Here is a 14,827-nt window from a genome sequence, read left to right as displayed (position 1 = left end):
CGTGCTGTCCCACAGCCTCCAGTACGTCGTCTTCGTCATCGCGGTGTTCGCGCTCTACTGGGCGGTGCACCGGCACTACTGGCCGCGGATGCTGTTGCTGCTGGCGGCCAGCCTGCTGGTCTACGTGTCGTTCCTCCAGGTGCCGCTGACGGCGTTCGTGGGCGGGATGCCGCCCGGCGAGCTGGTCGTGAAGCTGGTGCCGCTGTTCATCTTCATCGCGGGGGTGACGGTGGACCACCTGCTGGTGAAGGGGATGGGGGCCACGGAGCGGCCGGGGCTGCGCAAGGCGCTGGTGGTGCTGTCCATCGTCTCCAACCTGGGGCTGCTGGCGGGCTTCAAGTACCTGGAGCTGCTGCGCAGGACGGTGGCGTCGCTGTTGGGGCCGTGGGGCGTGGAGGTGCGGCCGGAGCCGTTCCATCTCCTGTTGCCGGTGGGCCTGTCGTTCTTCGTGTTCCAGTCCATCAGCTACACGGTGGACGTGTACAAGGGGAAGGCGAGCTCCGAGCACTCGTTCGTGGAGCACCTGCTCTACATGTTGTTCTTCCCGCGCGTGTTGAGCGGCCCGATTGTCCGCGCGTCGGAGCTGATGGCGCACTTCCGGGAGGTGCCCACGCTGTCGTCGGACGACGGGAACAAGGCGTTGTTCCGCATCGCCGTGGGGCTGGTGAAGAAGCTGGTCATCGCGGACGTGCTGGGCAGCGGCATCGTGGATCCGGTGTTCGGCAGTCCGCACGCGTACTCGTCGGCGGAGTGCGCGGTGGCGGCGGTCGCGTACACGTTGGAGCTGTACTACGACTTCTCGGGGTACTCGGACATCGCGATCGGGGTGGCGTCGCTGTTCGGGTTCAAGTTCCCGGAGAACTTCGCGCGGCCGTACCTGGCGAAGAACCTGTTCGAGTTCTGGAACCGCTGGCACATGAGCCTGTCGTCATGGCTGCGGGACTACCTGTACATCCCGCTGGGCGGCAACCGGCGGTCGAAGCCGAGGGTGTGCTTCAACCTGATGATGGTGATGGTGCTGGGAGGCCTGTGGCACGGGGCGGACTGGCGCTTCGCGGTCTGGGGCGCGGTGCACGGCGTGGCGTTGTGCGGGGTGCGGTGCTGGTGGTGGTTCAAGGGCAAGCAGCAGGAGCCGGGCCCGGTGCGCGTGGCGGCCGGGATGTTGGCCACGTTCACACTGGTGGTGTTGACGCGAGTGGTGTTCCGGGCGCCGGACATGGCGCACGCGGGTGAGTTCTACGCGCGGATGCTGGCGGGAATCCCAGGCCTGGCGAACGTGGGCCCGCTGGTGTGGAGCATGCTGGCCATCGCCGTGATTGCGCACACGCTGCCCATGAAGCTCTACGACACGGCGGCGCTCGTCTTCCTCAAGCTGCCCGCGCCCGCGAGAGCGGTGGTGCTGGTGCTCCTGGGCCTGGGCATCCGCCAACTGTCCACGCTGGAGACCCGGCCGTACGTGTACCTGCAGTTCTGAGGACGCACCGTTCGCTCAGGGCACGTACGGATACCGCGCCAACACCTTTCCCTCGGGTGAGACGGCGTACAGCTCGAATTCGTCGAACGCGAGCACGGTGCCGGGTGCCCATCCGCACCTGTCAGGTCGAGGGTTGATGCGGACGAAGTACATCCCCCGCTCCTCACCCACGATGACCTCCATTCCCTTCGCCGAGAAGGCGCAACTCCTGGCGTACTCCTTGGGATAGCGGGAGAGCCTCCGCTGCAATGCTGCGTGCGCGGCCAGGACCGCGGGCCCGTCCAGGGTCGCCAGGGGCTGAAGGTCGTCAGGCCACTGGATGCCTTCCGCGACAATGGGCGCGCGCACTCCCGCATCCGAGCCTGCGGAGGCAGCGGGAAACGCGGGGTTCTTCACGATGGAATGCGCTGACCGGGCCGGCTCCGTTCCTCCGTCCTGGAGAAGCGACACGAGGAGAAGCAGGGCGTGGGGTCTCAGCATGGGCGTCTCCTCGAGTGGAGCCGTGAACCTTCTACCACTCCAACGCGGGGATGCATTCCGGAGGACCTCCACGAGGGCTGAGAGGGCCAGGAGGCGTCCCGGGCTGGCAGGTCGATACCCGTTCCCAGTCCCTGCGTTGCTCATGCCACCGGTACATCCAGCCGGCCTGATTCCACTTGTAGAAGCGGGGTGAGTCCCGATGCCCTGTGGCAAGCCATCCCCAGGCCGGAACCAACTCACCACGCGAGTCCCTGATCAGCTTCCCGCTGGGGGTCGCGCCATAGGTCACGACCACCCATCCGCCCTGCTCCATCCTCATCGCGGGAAAGACCTTCAGGTCGCGGCTGCTGACAGGGGTTCCGCAGGGATGGTTGTGAGCGAACCCGAAGATGGGCACATCGGATCCGAACTCCTCGTCATCCACGCCGCCATAGGCAGGCCGGCAACCGGACTCCTCTCCCACGAAGCTCCGGATGGGCCAGGAGACACGCCAGTCTTGCGGCGTCTTGTAGATGGAGACGCAGTATTCGACGGCATCCCGGCGCTAACGCCCCGTGTTCGAGTCGCAGGCATCCGCCAGTTGTCCACGCTGGAGACCCGGCCGTACGTGTACCTGCAGTTCTGAGGACGTTGCCATCCTCGACGGAGCCGGGATGGCAACTTGTAAGCCGCAGTTACAAGTTCGCTTCAGTTCACCTGGAGGGTGAACAGGGTCACCCGGTTGTCGGCGGTCAGGCCCACGCGGTACCGCCACGTCGCGGTGCCGAACTGCACCAGGTACGTGTAGATGCGGTCGTCGCCCTTCGTCTCCCGCTTCGCCAGCACCAGCGGCCCCGCGGGTCCGAGCGTCTGCAACAGGGACTGGAAGACCGGCCCGGCCTCCTCGAAGTACCGGTCCGGCACGTAGGCGAACATCGACGGCTCCCAGGCTCCCTGCCGCGTCTTCTCCAACAGCTCCGTGAGAAACGCCGTGACCTCCGGCTCCGTGTCCGAAATGGGCTTGAGCGGCGGCACCGCGAGCGCCGGATTCACGATGGCCGCGATGCCCTCCACGAACAGCATCGGGTTCGACCGGTCCATGTTCGCCAGCACCACGATGGACAGCCCGTCCCCCAGGAAGCGGGCGTAGGCCGTCCGGAACCCCTGCCACGCTCCCGTGTGCTGGTGCAGCGGCTGGCCGTTGCGCTCCAGCACCTCCCACCCGAAGCCGTACGGCCAGGGAGCGCCGCTGTTCAACTTCGCCGGTGACAACATCTCCTTCCAACTGCCCCGCGACAGGATGTCCCGCTTCTCCACCGCCTCCTCCCAGGCCAGCATGTCCTTCAGCGAGCAGTAGAGCGCGCCATCCCCCGTCGTGTTCAACGACTGCGACACCCAGCGCTGGTTCTTCACCACGCCACCCACCAGTTGGTAACCCGCCGCGCGGTTCGGGATGACGTCCGCCTCGCTGATGCCTCGCGCCGTCTTCATGCCCGCGGGCTTGAAGACCTGGCGCCCCAGGACCTCCTGGTACGTCATGCCCGCGACGCGGTTCACCAGGATGCCCAGCAGCACGTAGCCGGAGTTGCTGTAGCTCCACCGCAGCCCCGCCGGGAACTGCAACGGCAGTGAGTAGATGAACTCCGCGAACCCCTGCTCCGTGTAGTCCTTGCGCTCGTCGAGCAGCCCCTCCAGGTCCTTGATGCCAGACGTGTGCGTCAGCAGGTGGCGCACCGTGATGGGCTTCCACGTCGCGGGCGCGTCCGGGAAGTACTTCGTCACGCTGTCGGACAACGACACGCGCCCCGCCTCCACCTGGAGCATCACCGCCGTCGCGGTGAACATCTTCCCCAACGACCCCGACTGGAAGAGCGTGTCCGTCTCCACCGGGACCTGGTGCTCCAGGTTCGCGAACCCATATCCCTTCGCCAGCACCACCCGGCCGTGACTCACCACCCCCACGGCGAGCCCCGGCACCCCCAGCCGCTTCTGCTCCGCGCGCACGAACGCGTCGATGCGCTCGCGGAGCGACTCACGCCCACGGAGCGGGTCCTGGGCCTGGACGGGACGGGCCACCAGCAGGCCCATCAGGAAGACCACCGTCAACGCGAGCGACTTCAGGGAAGGGCGCATGGGGTTTCCAGTCGGGGTTCCCCTTCAGGAGTCCGCGTCCACGCGAACGATGCACGCTCCGCGATATGAACAGCTCGCCATGAGCCGTGCGCCATCCAGAGGCCCTCCCCCGCCTCCGTTCCGCTTCCGCCGGCGCCTGCTGGCGGTGATGCTGCTCGCGGGCCTCATCCCCCTGGCGCTGCTGGGCGCCCTCGCCCAGGGCGTGCTGGAGCGCGTGCTCTCCATCTCCATCGCGCCCGTGGAGGCCGTGCTCGACGACGTCTCCGACGAGCTGAGCCGCCGGGGGCTGCCGCCGGACGCGCTCGACGAGGCCCGGTTGAACCTGGCGCAGGCGGAGCTGGCGCGGCGGGCCCTGGTGCGCCGCGTGCCCGTGTTCATCGCCGCGGTGGGCGCCATCGCAGCCGTCGTGCTGGCCGTGTCCGCCGTGCTCCTGGGCCGCGTCCTCACGCGCCCCATGGCCACGCTGTTGGACGGCATGCGGGCCTACTCGCGCGGAGACCTGTCCGTCCGCCTGCCCGTGCCCGAGCCCGCTCGCGACGAGCTCCAGTTCCTCCTGGGCCAGTTCAACCGCATGGGCCAGGAGCTGCTGGACCAGCGCGAACACCTCAAGGCCGCCGAGCAGATCGCCGCGTGGCAGGACGTGGCCCGGGCGCTCGCCCACGAGTTGAAGAACCCCCTGACCGCAATGAGGTTGTCGCTCGCGCGTCTGTCCCCTCGGGATGCCGACACCCCGCCAGACCCGACGCGCCTCGCCGAAGCCGTGGCGCTCCTCCAGGAGGAGGTGGACCTGCTCATGCGCATGACCCAGAGCTTCTCCACCTTCGCGCGCCTGCCCGCCCCCCGCTTCCAGGACGTCGCGCTGCGTCCGCTGCTCGCGGAGGTGTGCGCGCTGTACGCGGGCACGTCGCCGGTGCCCGTGGTGCTGGACCCCGGCCAGGAGGTGTCCCTGCGCGCGGACCCGGACGGACTGCGCCGCCTCTTCGGCAACCTGGTGAAGAACGCCACCGAGGCCTCACCCTCCGGCGCCCCACCCGTCCACGTCGCGCTGCACGAAGCGGCGGACGGCCGGGTGCACGTCACCGTGAGCGACGGCGGCAGCGGCGTCCCGGGCGTGCTGGAGGGCCCTGCCCTCACCCGGGGCCTGTTCAGCACCAAGCCGGGCGGCAGCGGGCTGGGCCTGCCCATCGCGCAGAAGATCGCCCACGAGCACGGCGGCACCTTGAGATTGGAGCCCGGCGCCCGGGGAGGCACCCGGGCCCAGGTGGTGCTGCCTTCCGATGCCTCCCAGGTGACCGCATGAAGACCGGCGCCCGCATCCTCATCGTCGACGACGACCCCGGCGTCATCCGGGCCGTGCGAGGGCTGCTGCAAGACGGAGGCTTCTCCACCGTGGAGGCCCGCTCCACGGCGGAGGCTTCACGCCTGCTCGAAGCACCGGACGCGACGCCCGCGCTGATGCTGCTGGACCTGCGCATGCCCGGTGAGACGGGGCTGGAGCTGCTCGCGCGCCTGCCCAAGCCCCTGCCCGTCCCGGTGGTGGTCCTGTCCGGCGAAGCCTCTCCTTCCGAAGCCGTGCAGGCCCTGAAGCTGGGGGCCACGGACTTCGTGGAGAAGCCTCCGTCCCCCGAGCGCCTCCTCACGGCGCTGCACAACGCGCTGGCCCTGGGCGCGCTGCGCGAGGAGCGCGAGCGTCTGCTGGACGCGCTGGCCCAGCCGGGGAACCTGGTGGGCGAGAGCCCGGCCATGGAGTCCCTGCGCCAGCTCATCGCGCGCGTGGGCCCCAGCGACACGGCGGTGCTGATCACCGGCGAGACAGGCACCGGCAAGGAGCGCGTGGCGCAGGCGCTGCACAAGGCCTCCGGGCGCAAGGGCCGGCTGGTGGCGGTCAACTGCGCGGCCATCCCCTCCACCCTGCTGGAGAGCGAGCTGTTCGGCCACGAGCGAGGCGCCTTCTCCGGCGCGGTGGCGCGGCGCGCGGGCCGCTTCGAACAGGCGCAGGGCGGCACGCTGTTCCTCGACGAGTTGGGGGACATGCCGCTGGAGCTCCAGGCCAAGCTGCTGCGCGTGCTGGAGACACGTCAGGTCGAACGGCTGGGCGGCACGCTGCCGGTGCCGGTGGACGTGCGCATCCTCGCGGCGACGCACCAGGACCTGGGCCGCGCGGTGAAGGAAGGCCGGTTCCGGCAGGACCTCTTCTTCCGGCTCAACGTGTTGCCGCTGCACCTGCCGCCGCTGCGCGAGCGCCCCGAGGACCTGCTGCCCCTCGCGCGAGTCTTCGCCGCGGAGCTCGCGGGCCCCAGGACGCCGCTCGTGCTCGCGCCGGGAGCGGAGACCGCGCTGCGCGCCTACCCGTGGCCCGGCAACGTGCGCGAGCTGCGCAACGTCATCGAACGGCTGAACCTGCTCCGGGGCGACGGTCCGCTGGAGCTGGGACCGGACGCGGTGGCGGCTCCCACGGGCACCGCGCCCGCGCCGCGCAGGGCGCTGGGGGACAAGAGCTACCGCGAGCTCGTGGAGGACTTCGAGCGGGACCTCATCCGCGCCGCGCTCCGAGAAGGTGAAAGCATCGCCGGGGCCGCGCGCCTCCTCCAGGTGGACCGGGGCAACCTCTACCGGCGCATCAAGGCCCTGGGTCTGCCCGTCTCCTCGTGAGCCGCGCGATGTCACGGCCACAACCGCCCGACACATCCGGATGTGTCCATGACATCCGCCCGACTGCTCGCCCTCCGTCGTTCCGGGCACTTGCCGTGAGGCCCCACCTGGAACGGAGCATGCTCCTGCCGCCCTCCATGAACCGTCTCGCATTGGCGCTCTGCTTCATCTCGCTCACGGCCATGGGCCAAACCCCACCGGATGCCGGTGGCTCCTCCGCACCTTCGGACCGCAACGCGGCCGGCACCTCCACCGCCGACGACACGCTCCGCCACGCTCAAGAGGGCAACCCTTCCGGCACTTCATCCGAGGGCACCGTCACCGCGCAGGACTCCAGCGACTCGACGTGCCCGGAGGGCTTCACCGAGGACGATGGCGACCTCTCGGACTCCACGGTCCTGGGGGCCCTGCAGGTGGAGGTCGATGGCCGGGGACTCACGCCCACGGGGCTGGAGTTTCGCGGGCTCCAGCGGCTCACGGACGCGCAGGTCCGCAAGCTCGTCGGCGCGCCTGCCACGGAGGAGACCTCGCGTCCCCTGACGGCCACGCAGGTGCAGTCCCTGCTGCACCGCCTGGCACGCACCGGCCTCTTCGCGCGCATGGAGCCCCGCGTTCGCGTCAGCGACCCCGGTCCGGCCCTGCTCGAGGTGACGTTGCAGGAGAACCCCACGCTCACGTCGGTGGAGTTCGAAGGCCTTCAGGACCTCCGGCCCGACGAATTGTGGGATGCGCTGTTCGAGCGGTCCTCCCCTCCCCTCGACGAGGACGACGCGGAGGACGAGCTCACCACGCTGCGCGTCCACAAGCGCCACGGGAGGGTGAAGGTCGTCAGCCCCTGCCCCGCGCCGCGCCCGCCCCGCACGTGGCTGGCGCGGAGGGAGGGCGGTGCGTTCCGTCCCGGCATCATGCTGGGGGGCCTGGACGCCGCGCTCGACCGGCTCCTCAAGACGCTCCGCGAGGACGACGGCTACCTGCTCGCGACGGTGTCCGCCACGCTGTCCCCCGCGGGCCGGCTGGTCGTGACGGTGGACGAAGGCCGGTTGGAGTCCGTGGAGGTGCGCGGCGTGGACGAGCCGATGGCCTCGCGCGTGCGGGAGGCCCTGGGCCTGGAGCCCGGCGACGTCTTCCTCCGGAGTGATGCCCGCCGCGCCATGGAGCGCCTGGAGTCGCGGCTGCCCTTCCTGCGCGCGGTGGACAGCGAGGACCTCCAGGACGACCGCACGCGCGTGCGCATCGTCGAGGAGCGCGAGGCCGACGGCACGCGGCACTACCGCACGAAGGAGGAGCCCCGCCGCGGGTCGCGGCGCCACGAGCGCGTGGAGTTCGAGCTGGGCTGGAGCCGGATGTTCCACGGAGGCTCCGGCGCCGGGAGCGACGGCCTCTCGCTGGAGGGGAAGCGGCTGATCGTCCACGTGCGCCCGCGTCCTCCGGACCTGGACGTGGACCTGCTACCCGTGCACACGCAGGTGACGGGCTTCGCCCCGGGGCTGTCCGCGAGCCTGCGCATCTTCGACCCGCGGGACCGCGTGCACACGACGCTGGAGGGCGCGTTCTTCATCCCGCTGCGGCTGGGCGGACAGCGCATCCCGGACGACCCGGAAGGCACGCGCAGCCAGCGCCGCGTGAACCTGCTGGGCGGCGCCAAGGTGCAACTGCCCGGGCTGGGCATCGAGGAGCTCGGCGCGCAGGTGCACGACTTCATCGACACGCTGGACCGCTGGCGGCTGGGGGACTTCGACTCGTACTTCTACTCGTTCCTCATCAACCGGCCGGACCGGGACTACTTCCGCCGTCAGGGCTTCACGGCCTTCGCCACCTGGCGCTGGGCGGAGTCGTGGCTCGCGGGCGTGGAGGTGCGCGGTGACACGATGAGCTCGCTCCAGTCCTTCACGCCGCCGCTCAGCCTCTTCCGGAGCGACGACCCGCCGTTCCCGAACGCGCCGGTGGACGAGGGGCGCTTCCGCTCCGCGGTGGTGCGGCTGGAGTACAGCGGCGCCGCGGAGCGTGGCACGCGCGTGGGCTCCCTCTTCCGCACGCCGGAGACGTCCCTCTTCGAGCGCCACAAGAGCTGGAAGCGCGAGCCCGCGCTGCGCGGCTTCGTGACGTTGGAGGTGGGTGAAGGCCCGGGCGCGGGCGGCGCGGACGCGCGCTTCTGGAAGCTGGTGGGCGACGTCGCCATGGACGTGCCCATGAACTGGCACACGGGGCTGAGCCTGCGCCTGCGGGCCGCGACGGGGCACGACCTGCCGCTCCAGAAGCAGGAGGCGCTGGGAGGCTGGACCGCGCTGCGAGGCTTCGGCTTCAAGGAGTTCCGGGGCGGAGACAGCTCGGTGCTCGCGAGCGCCGAGTACCGCTGGCACGGCCTGGGCATCTTCGCGGACCTGGGGTCGGTGCATGCCGCGAGCGCGTGGTCGGATCCGCGGCTGGGCCTGGGCGGAAGCCTCCACCTCGGTGACGCCGTGCGCTTCGAGGCCGCATGGCGCCTCGACGAGAAGGCCCAGCTCACCCCCGAGGCGCGCCTGCTGTTCAACCGGACCTTCTGAGCCATGGGAAGGCACGCCACAAAGCGCGGGCAAGGCGCGGCGCTCGCCGTCGCGGCGGGCCTGCTCGCGTCCGGCGCGCGCGCGGAAGAGGCGTCCGCGGCCTGCACCGCGACGCTCTCCGGGAAGCGCGTGATGGTCCGGCCGGAGGCACGCGCCTTCATCTCCCCGGAGCTGGACCGGCTGGTGCGGCTGGGCCTCGCGGGAAAGCTGGAGGTGGAGCTGACGCTCTGGCGGCGCCGCGCCTTCTGGTTCGACGCGCACCTGGACAGCGCGCGAGTCACCCAGGTGCTCGCCTTCACCCGCGACGGCTACGTGCTGGACGGGCGTGAGCTGACAGGAGGCGTGGGCACGCTGGATCTGGAGCGCGTGGCCTGGACGCTGGACGCGAGGCCCGGAGCGGACGAGCACTTCGTGGTGCAGGTGGAGGTGCGGCTCCAGGTCGTGACCGCCGCGAGCCTGGGCCGCATGGCGCGCTGGCTCACGCAAGGCGAGGCCTCGTCCTCCGGCACGCCCGTCCTGGGGAGCCTGCTGCGCTCCGTGGCGGAGGACCTGGCGCGACAGGCCACCGGCCGCTGCGACGTGAGCCGGCCGCCCTGACGCGGCCCTCAGCCCCGCCGCGCCACCAGCGCCACCAGCGCGATGCGCTCCACGCCCGCGTAGGGCGCCTTCTCCAGCTCCTCGCCGAACACGTCCGGGTCCAGCTCCTCGTAGCGGACCTCCGCGAGCGGCGCTCCCCGCCACACCGGCTCCAGCGCGGTGCGCAGCAGGTCCTCGCCGTCCACCACCGGCGCGCCCGTGTAGAGCACCAGCGTCCCGCCCGGCTCCAGGCGCTCCACGCCCTCACGCACGATGCGCACCGACAGCTCCGTGCCGTGCGTGCCGCCACCGTCCCGGTACGTGCGCTTGTCCGTGTCCGCCAGGTACGGCGGGTTCGCCATGATCAGGTCGAACCGGCCGGACACGTCCCGCAGCAGGTCCGACTGCACCGCCTGGACCGCGCGCGCGTCGTTCAGCCTCGCGTTCACCCGCGAGTACTCCAGCGCCAACGGGTTCAGGTCCGCGAGCACCACCTGCGCGCTCCTCGCCGCCACCGACAGGCCACCGGCTCCGGAGCCACACCCCAGGTCCACCACGCGCCGGAAGCTGCCCGGCACCCGCTGGAGCAACGCGCAGAACCGGTAGGTGTCCGGCCCGAAGAACACCGCGTCCTGCTGCGACGTGGGCCACGCGGAGTGGACATACAGGCCCGCGCCCAGGCTGGAGAACCGGACCCGGCTGCGGTGCGTCCCGTCCTCGCAGTCCACCAGCGCGCCCGCCTCCTCCAGCAGCGCCACCATCCGCGGCTCCAGCACGCCCGGCCCGAAGGGACGGCTCCACCCGAACACGTCCCGGACCGAATGGGCCACCTTCGCCCCCGGCCGCGCGTTCACCCGCCGGTGCGTCTCCGGAGTCACCGTCGTGAAGGCATACCCCCTGGCGCGCAGAGCCTCTCCCAGCGCCACCAGCGCGGCCTCCCTCACCTCCATGGCCCCGCCCCCATTGCCACCGTCCACGTACGCGCCCTTTCGAAGGCTTCCCCCTCAACGTGGGACCGGCCCTCCGGAGCGACAAGGCGCCCTCCGCGGGGGCCGCCCGCCAGCACGGCCTCGTGGCTCAGCGGCCAGCAGGCGGGGGAGCGTCCAGCAGGTCGTGGATGCCCGGCACCTCCGCCACGAACTGCAGGAAGTTGCGCAGGATGCGCCCCGTGGCGCCCCAGATGACGTGCTCGCCGTGCGTGTAGAAGTGCACGTCGTGCTCCATCCCCTCCCACGTGTGCCGCTCCACGCGGAGGATGGTGGGGTCCAGCAGGCGCGCCAGCGGCACCTCCAGCACCAGGTCCACCTCCACCGGGTTGGGCACGTACCGCCCGTCCCCCGGGACGACGCCCACGTAGGGGCGGATGCGGTACGCGGACGTGGTGGGCGTCTCGTCCAGCAGGCCCAGCACGCGCACGTGGGTACGCGCGATGCCCAGCTCCTCCTCCGTCTCGCGCAGCGCGGTCTCCACCGGGGTGACGTCCCGGGCCTCCTGGCCTCCGCCCGGGAACGCGTACTGCCCCGCGTGCGTGCGCAGGGTGGCGGGCCTCCGGGTGAAGACCACGTGGGGCACGCCGTCCCGCTCGAAGAGGGGCACCAGCACCGCGGCCTCTCGCAGCGCCCGGCCCTTCCACTCGAACGTCCGCGCCGGCCTCGCCGTCAGCCGCGTCTCCAGCGCATCGAACAGGGCCTGCACGCGCACGACCTCCCCCTTCCTCAGTCCGTGATCTGCTTCTCCACCGGAGGCTTCGTCGGAGCCTCGGGCGTCGCCAGGTTCTCCACGCCGGACATCGGCTTGAGGACGTTCGCCTGCAACAGCCCCAGCAGCAGCAGCCCCAGCGCGATGCGGTACACCACGAACACCAAGGTGGTGCGCCGCTTCAGGAAGCTCAACAGCCACGCGATGGCCGCCATGCCCGACAGGAAGGCCACCAGCGTCCCCACCACCAGTGCCACCGTCGACGGACGCTGCGTGGCCTCCAGCAGGTGCTTCAACTCGAAGATGCCCGCCAGCGTCGTCGCCGGAATGGACAGCAGGAACGAGTAGCGCGCCGCGTCCTCGCGCTTGAGCCCCAGCGACAGGCCGCCCGTGAGCGTCGTGCCGGACCGGGACGACCCCGGCACCAGCGCCAGCGCCTGCCACAGGCCGATGAGGATGCCGTCCTTCCACGTCATGTCCGCCACGGTGCGCTGGTGCGACGCGCGCTTCTCCACGACGAACAGCACGATGGCCAGCACGATGAGGCTGCCCGCGATGACGTAGAGCGAACGGAACTGCGTCTCGATGAGCTTCTTGAACGCCAGCCCGCAGATGCCGATGGGCAGCGTGCCCACGCCCACGAACCACGCGAGCCGCGCCTCCAGCGTGCCGAACGGGTCCCGCTTCACCAGCCCCACGACGAACGCCTTCACCAGCGCGACGATGTCCTTGCGGAAGTAGATGAGCACCGCGGCCACCGTGCCCAACTGGATGATGGCCGAGTACGCCGCGCCCGGATCCGGCCAGCCGAACAGCTCCGGCGTGATGCGCAGGTGCGCGGTGGAGCTGATGGGCAGGAACTCCGTGAGACCCTGGACCAGACCCAGGACGATGGCTTCGAGCAGGCTCATAGGGGGCGTGGCCGCCAGGGATATGCCCTGCCCCCCTGCCCCGCAAGCGCGAAGGTTCCCCACACCGGGGTCCGGGTCCGCCATTCGACCGTCCACGCGGGGAAGCCGGGTAGGCTTGGCCCCCGCCATGCCCCCCGTCCCCCTGTGTCCCTGCTCCTCCGGCCAGCGCTACAAGCAGTGCTGCGCCCCCTTCCACAAAGGCGAGGCGGAAGCCCCGGACGCCGAGCGCCTCATGCGCAGCCGCTACAGCGCCTTCGCGCAGCGCGACGCCGCCTACCTCTGGAAGACGCTCCACCCTGAACACCCGATGAGGGCCCGTCCGGAAGCGGACGTCGTGCGCGAGCTGCGCGCCTTCGCCCAGGCCCACCAGTACCCGGGGCTGGTCGTCATGGGTCACCAGCCGCCGGACGACTCGGGGCTCGCCCGCGTCCTCTTCTTCGCCAGGGTGTTCGAGAAGGGAAGGGACCAGTCCTTCGTGGAGCGCTCGGACTTCCGCCACGACGGCACCGGCTGGCGCTACCTGGACGGCGTCCTCAAGCTGCCGCGCGAGCTGAAGGTCCCGCCGGAGTCCCTCACGCTCGAGACCTTCCCCGCGGACTGAAAGGGCGCCGCCGCGAAAATCCCCGTCAGGATTCTCGCGGCGTTTGCGTCCCTGGAGGTGCTGCCCGGCCGGAGAGGCCCTACACGCTCTGGTAAGGCTCCACCACCATGGGGCTCGCGGTTCGAATCCGCTCCTGGCCTGAAACGCCACCCAATCGTGGCTTCTCCACTCGGGCAGCACCCTTTCCTCCTCACGTCACCCTCGGGACCGCGCGTCCCGGTCGAGCGACGAGAGGTCCCGGTCATCCCCGTCGCCGCCCGGCGCGCCATCCGCGCCCAGTGACACGATGGCCGGCACGCCCTTGTCCAGCGTGTACACGTAGTCATTGCCCCACGGGTCGCGCGGCAGCTCCGGGAGGATGTTCTCCTCCACCAGCGCGCGCAGCCCCGTGGAGGTGTCCGGCAGCCGGCCCTTCTTCATCGCGTACAACTGGAGGCCCTGCCCCAGCGAGCCGAAGTCCAGCCCCACGCGCTGCTGCTTCGCCTGGCCGAACTGCCCCATCACCGACACGCCCACGGCGGCCGCGATGAGGCCCAGGATGGTGATGACGACCATGATTTCAATCAGCGTCATGCCGCGCTGACGTCGCTGCTTCGTGTCCATGTCTGTCTTTCTGGCACGCGGACCGGCACGGGCCGCTGTCAGCGTGTCCCTCACGGAAGGCCCCTCTGCCTTCCGGGATGACTGCCATTGCAACCCATGGGCCCACGTCACTCCGCCCCAGGGCCGTGCGGCAGCGGCCCGCTCAGGCGTCCTCTGGCGCGTGCGACACCACCCAGAGCGGCGTGTCTCCACACTGCACCAGCAGCTCATCCCCCTGCCGGGCCAGCAGCGTGCCCGGCCGCGCGTGGGGGTCCTCGCCCCGCCACGCCCGCGTGCGCTGCACCCGGACCCAGCGGCCCTGGAGCACCGCCCTCGCCTCGCCCCGCCCCTCGCGCCAACAGGCGAAGCGGCACGCGCGCACCTTCAAGTGCACGGCGCGCGCGCTGTCGCGCCAGTCGATGTCCCGGTACGCCGGCTCGAAGAAGGGCGCGAAGGTGGCGTCCGCCTCCGCCTGGAGCTCGCCCGCCTCTCCCCGCGCCACGCCCTCCACCACCCCGGGCAACAGCCCGCGCGCCGAGAGCAGGAGCTTCTCGAAGAGGACCTCCTCCGTGTCCTCGTCCACCACGGGGAACGTCCCCCGCGCGAGCACGGGCCCGGTGTCGAAGCTCGCGTCCATGCGGTGGAAGGTGAGCCCCAGCTCGCGAGCGTCCTCGCGCAGCGCCCACCCCAGCGGACAGGGCCCCCGGTAGCGCGGCAGGAGGGACGGGTGCACGTTCACCGCTCCCAGCCTCGGCAGCGCCAGCGCCTCCGGCGACAGCTTCCACGGAAAGAAGAAGCACAGGAGGAGGTCCGGCTTCAGGCCCGCCAGCCGGGGCGTCAGGTGCGCCCGCTCGCTCACCCACAGCACGTCCACCGGCGGCGGCGCGGCCTCGAAGAGCCGCCCCAGCTCCGCCCACCCCTCCAGGTCCAGCGGGCGCAGACCCCGGAGTCCCGCGGGCACCACCAGCGCCACCACGTCATGCCCCTGGGCCCTCAGCGCCAACGTGAAGTCGTGCGCCACCGCGGGGGCCACGGTGAGCAGCACGATGCGCCAGCCAGACGCGGCACCCGGAGTCGGCATGGCCGTGTCCTAACAATTCACCCGCCGTGCGCGCCCGGCCAACGCACGCGCGATGCCCGGAAATGAAAACGCGCTCGCCCCCGGGAAGGAGACGAGCGCGTGGGCTCAGCCGGAGTG

At 71.0% G+C, this 14,827-nt stretch carries 13 protein-coding genes; 6 read left to right on the top strand and 7 right to left on the bottom strand.

Going from position 1 to position 14,827, the window contains the following annotated elements:
* The first annotated feature begins 1 nt into the window (after position 1).
* Complete coding sequence (locus K8612_RS30340; RefSeq protein ID WP_223764824.1) at positions 2–1,474, top strand: MBOAT family O-acyltransferase; 1,473 nt, start codon at positions 2–4, stop codon at positions 1,472–1,474.
* A 15-nt stretch (positions 1,475–1,489) separates the two neighbouring features.
* On the opposite strand, the gene K8612_RS30335 is transcribed toward K8612_RS30340, so the two are convergent.
* Both K8612_RS30335 and K8612_RS30330 read right to left on the bottom strand, forming a co-directional pair.
* Positions 1,490–1,822, bottom strand: coding sequence for a hypothetical protein (locus K8612_RS30335; protein ID WP_223743907.1), 333 nt, complete (start codon positions 1,820–1,822; stop codon positions 1,490–1,492).
* Positions 1,823–2,641: 819 nt separating this feature from the next.
* Positions 2,642–4,066, bottom strand: a complete 1,425-nt coding sequence (locus tag K8612_RS30330) for a serine hydrolase (protein WP_223764823.1) — start codon at positions 4,064–4,066, stop codon at positions 2,642–2,644.
* Positions 4,067–4,145: 79 nt separating this feature from the next.
* Between K8612_RS30330 and K8612_RS30325 the strand changes: the two genes are divergently transcribed.
* The 4 genes from K8612_RS30325 (at position 4,146) to K8612_RS30310 (ending at position 9,858) form a co-directional block, all read left to right on the top strand.
* A complete protein-coding gene (locus K8612_RS30325) occupies positions 4,146–5,366 on the top strand; it encodes an ATP-binding protein (protein ID WP_223764822.1) in 1,221 nt (406 codons plus the stop codon).
* A complete protein-coding gene (locus tag K8612_RS30320; RefSeq protein ID WP_223764821.1) occupies positions 5,363–6,718 on the top strand; it encodes a sigma-54 dependent transcriptional regulator in 1,356 nt (451 codons plus the stop codon). The genes K8612_RS30325 and K8612_RS30320 overlap by 4 nt, the downstream gene beginning before the upstream one ends.
* Positions 6,719–6,837: 119 nt before the next feature.
* Positions 6,838–9,261 (top strand): hypothetical protein, encoded by a 2,424-nt coding sequence (locus K8612_RS30315; protein ID WP_223764820.1) that lies wholly within the window; start codon positions 6,838–6,840, stop codon positions 9,259–9,261.
* A 3-nt stretch (positions 9,262–9,264) separates the two neighbouring features.
* On the top strand, positions 9,265–9,858 hold the full coding sequence (locus K8612_RS30310; RefSeq protein ID WP_223764819.1) for a hypothetical protein: 594 nt from the start codon (positions 9,265–9,267) through the stop codon (positions 9,856–9,858).
* An 8-nt stretch (positions 9,859–9,866) separates the two neighbouring features.
* On the opposite strand, the gene K8612_RS30305 is transcribed toward K8612_RS30310, so the two are convergent.
* The 3 genes from K8612_RS30305 to K8612_RS30295 all read right to left on the bottom strand — a co-directional run bounded on the left by K8612_RS30305 (position 9,867) and on the right by K8612_RS30295 (position 12,446).
* A complete protein-coding gene (locus K8612_RS30305; RefSeq protein WP_223764818.1) occupies positions 9,867–10,787 on the bottom strand; it encodes a methyltransferase in 921 nt (306 codons plus the stop codon).
* Positions 10,788–10,914: 127 nt separating this feature from the next.
* Positions 10,915–11,538 carry a CoA pyrophosphatase gene (locus tag K8612_RS30300; RefSeq protein WP_223764817.1) on the bottom strand — a complete coding sequence of 208 codons (624 nt, stop codon included), beginning with the start codon at positions 11,536–11,538 and terminating at the stop codon, positions 10,915–10,917.
* A 14-nt stretch (positions 11,539–11,552) separates the two neighbouring features.
* The gene (locus K8612_RS30295; protein WP_223743915.1) at positions 11,553–12,446 is read right to left on the bottom strand and encodes an undecaprenyl-diphosphate phosphatase; all 894 of its coding nucleotides are present in this window, start codon (positions 12,444–12,446) and stop codon (positions 11,553–11,555) included.
* A gap of 127 nt (positions 12,447–12,573) precedes the next feature.
* Here K8612_RS30295 and K8612_RS30290 point away from each other — a divergent pair, with 127 nt between their 5' ends.
* A complete protein-coding gene (locus K8612_RS30290) occupies positions 12,574–13,047 on the top strand; it encodes a YchJ family metal-binding protein (RefSeq protein ID WP_223764816.1) in 474 nt (157 codons plus the stop codon).
* A gap of 195 nt (positions 13,048–13,242) precedes the next feature.
* Here the strand turns inward: K8612_RS30290 and K8612_RS30285 are convergent, their stop codons facing one another.
* On the bottom strand, positions 13,243–13,650 hold the full coding sequence (locus K8612_RS30285) for a type II secretion system protein GspG (protein WP_223764815.1): 408 nt from the start codon (positions 13,648–13,650) through the stop codon (positions 13,243–13,245).
* 142 nt (positions 13,651–13,792) lie between these two features.
* A complete protein-coding gene (locus K8612_RS30280; protein WP_223743918.1) occupies positions 13,793–14,710 on the bottom strand; it encodes a methionyl-tRNA formyltransferase in 918 nt (305 codons plus the stop codon).
* Positions 14,711–14,827 lie beyond the last annotated feature (117 nt).

The sequence above is a fragment of the Corallococcus sp. AS-1-6 genome (assembly GCF_020037015.1).
Lineage (GTDB): Bacteria > Myxococcota > Myxococcia > Myxococcales > Myxococcaceae > Corallococcus.
Note: the sequence above shows the minus strand (reverse complement) of the source record. Positions and strands in the feature narration are given on the sequence as shown.

What these genes read in the sequence shown, in the direction of transcription:
- K8612_RS30330 (WP_223764823.1), bottom strand. Translation starts at nt 4,066, where the DNA reads ATGCGCCCTTCCCTGAAGTCGCTCGCGTTGACGGTGGTCTTCCTGATG.
- K8612_RS30325 (WP_223764822.1), top strand. Translation starts at nt 4,146, where the DNA reads ATGAGCCGTGCGCCATCCAGAGGCCCTCCCCCGCCTCCGTTCCGCTTC.
- K8612_RS30320 (WP_223764821.1), top strand. Translation starts at nt 5,363, where the DNA reads ATGAAGACCGGCGCCCGCATCCTCATCGTCGACGACGACCCCGGCGTC.
- K8612_RS30315 (WP_223764820.1), top strand. Translation starts at nt 6,838, where the DNA reads ATGCTCCTGCCGCCCTCCATGAACCGTCTCGCATTGGCGCTCTGCTTC.
- K8612_RS30310 (WP_223764819.1), top strand. Translation starts at nt 9,265, where the DNA reads ATGGGAAGGCACGCCACAAAGCGCGGGCAAGGCGCGGCGCTCGCCGTC.
- K8612_RS30305 (WP_223764818.1), bottom strand. Translation starts at nt 10,787, where the DNA reads ATGGAGGTGAGGGAGGCCGCGCTGGTGGCGCTGGGAGAGGCTCTGCGC.
- K8612_RS30295 (WP_223743915.1), bottom strand. Translation starts at nt 12,446, where the DNA reads ATGAGCCTGCTCGAAGCCATCGTCCTGGGTCTGGTCCAGGGTCTCACG.
- K8612_RS30290 (WP_223764816.1), top strand. Translation starts at nt 12,574, where the DNA reads ATGCCCCCCGTCCCCCTGTGTCCCTGCTCCTCCGGCCAGCGCTACAAG.
- K8612_RS30285 (WP_223764815.1), bottom strand. Translation starts at nt 13,650, where the DNA reads ATGGACACGAAGCAGCGACGTCAGCGCGGCATGACGCTGATTGAAATC.
- K8612_RS30280 (WP_223743918.1), bottom strand. Translation starts at nt 14,710, where the DNA reads ATGCCGACTCCGGGTGCCGCGTCTGGCTGGCGCATCGTGCTGCTCACC.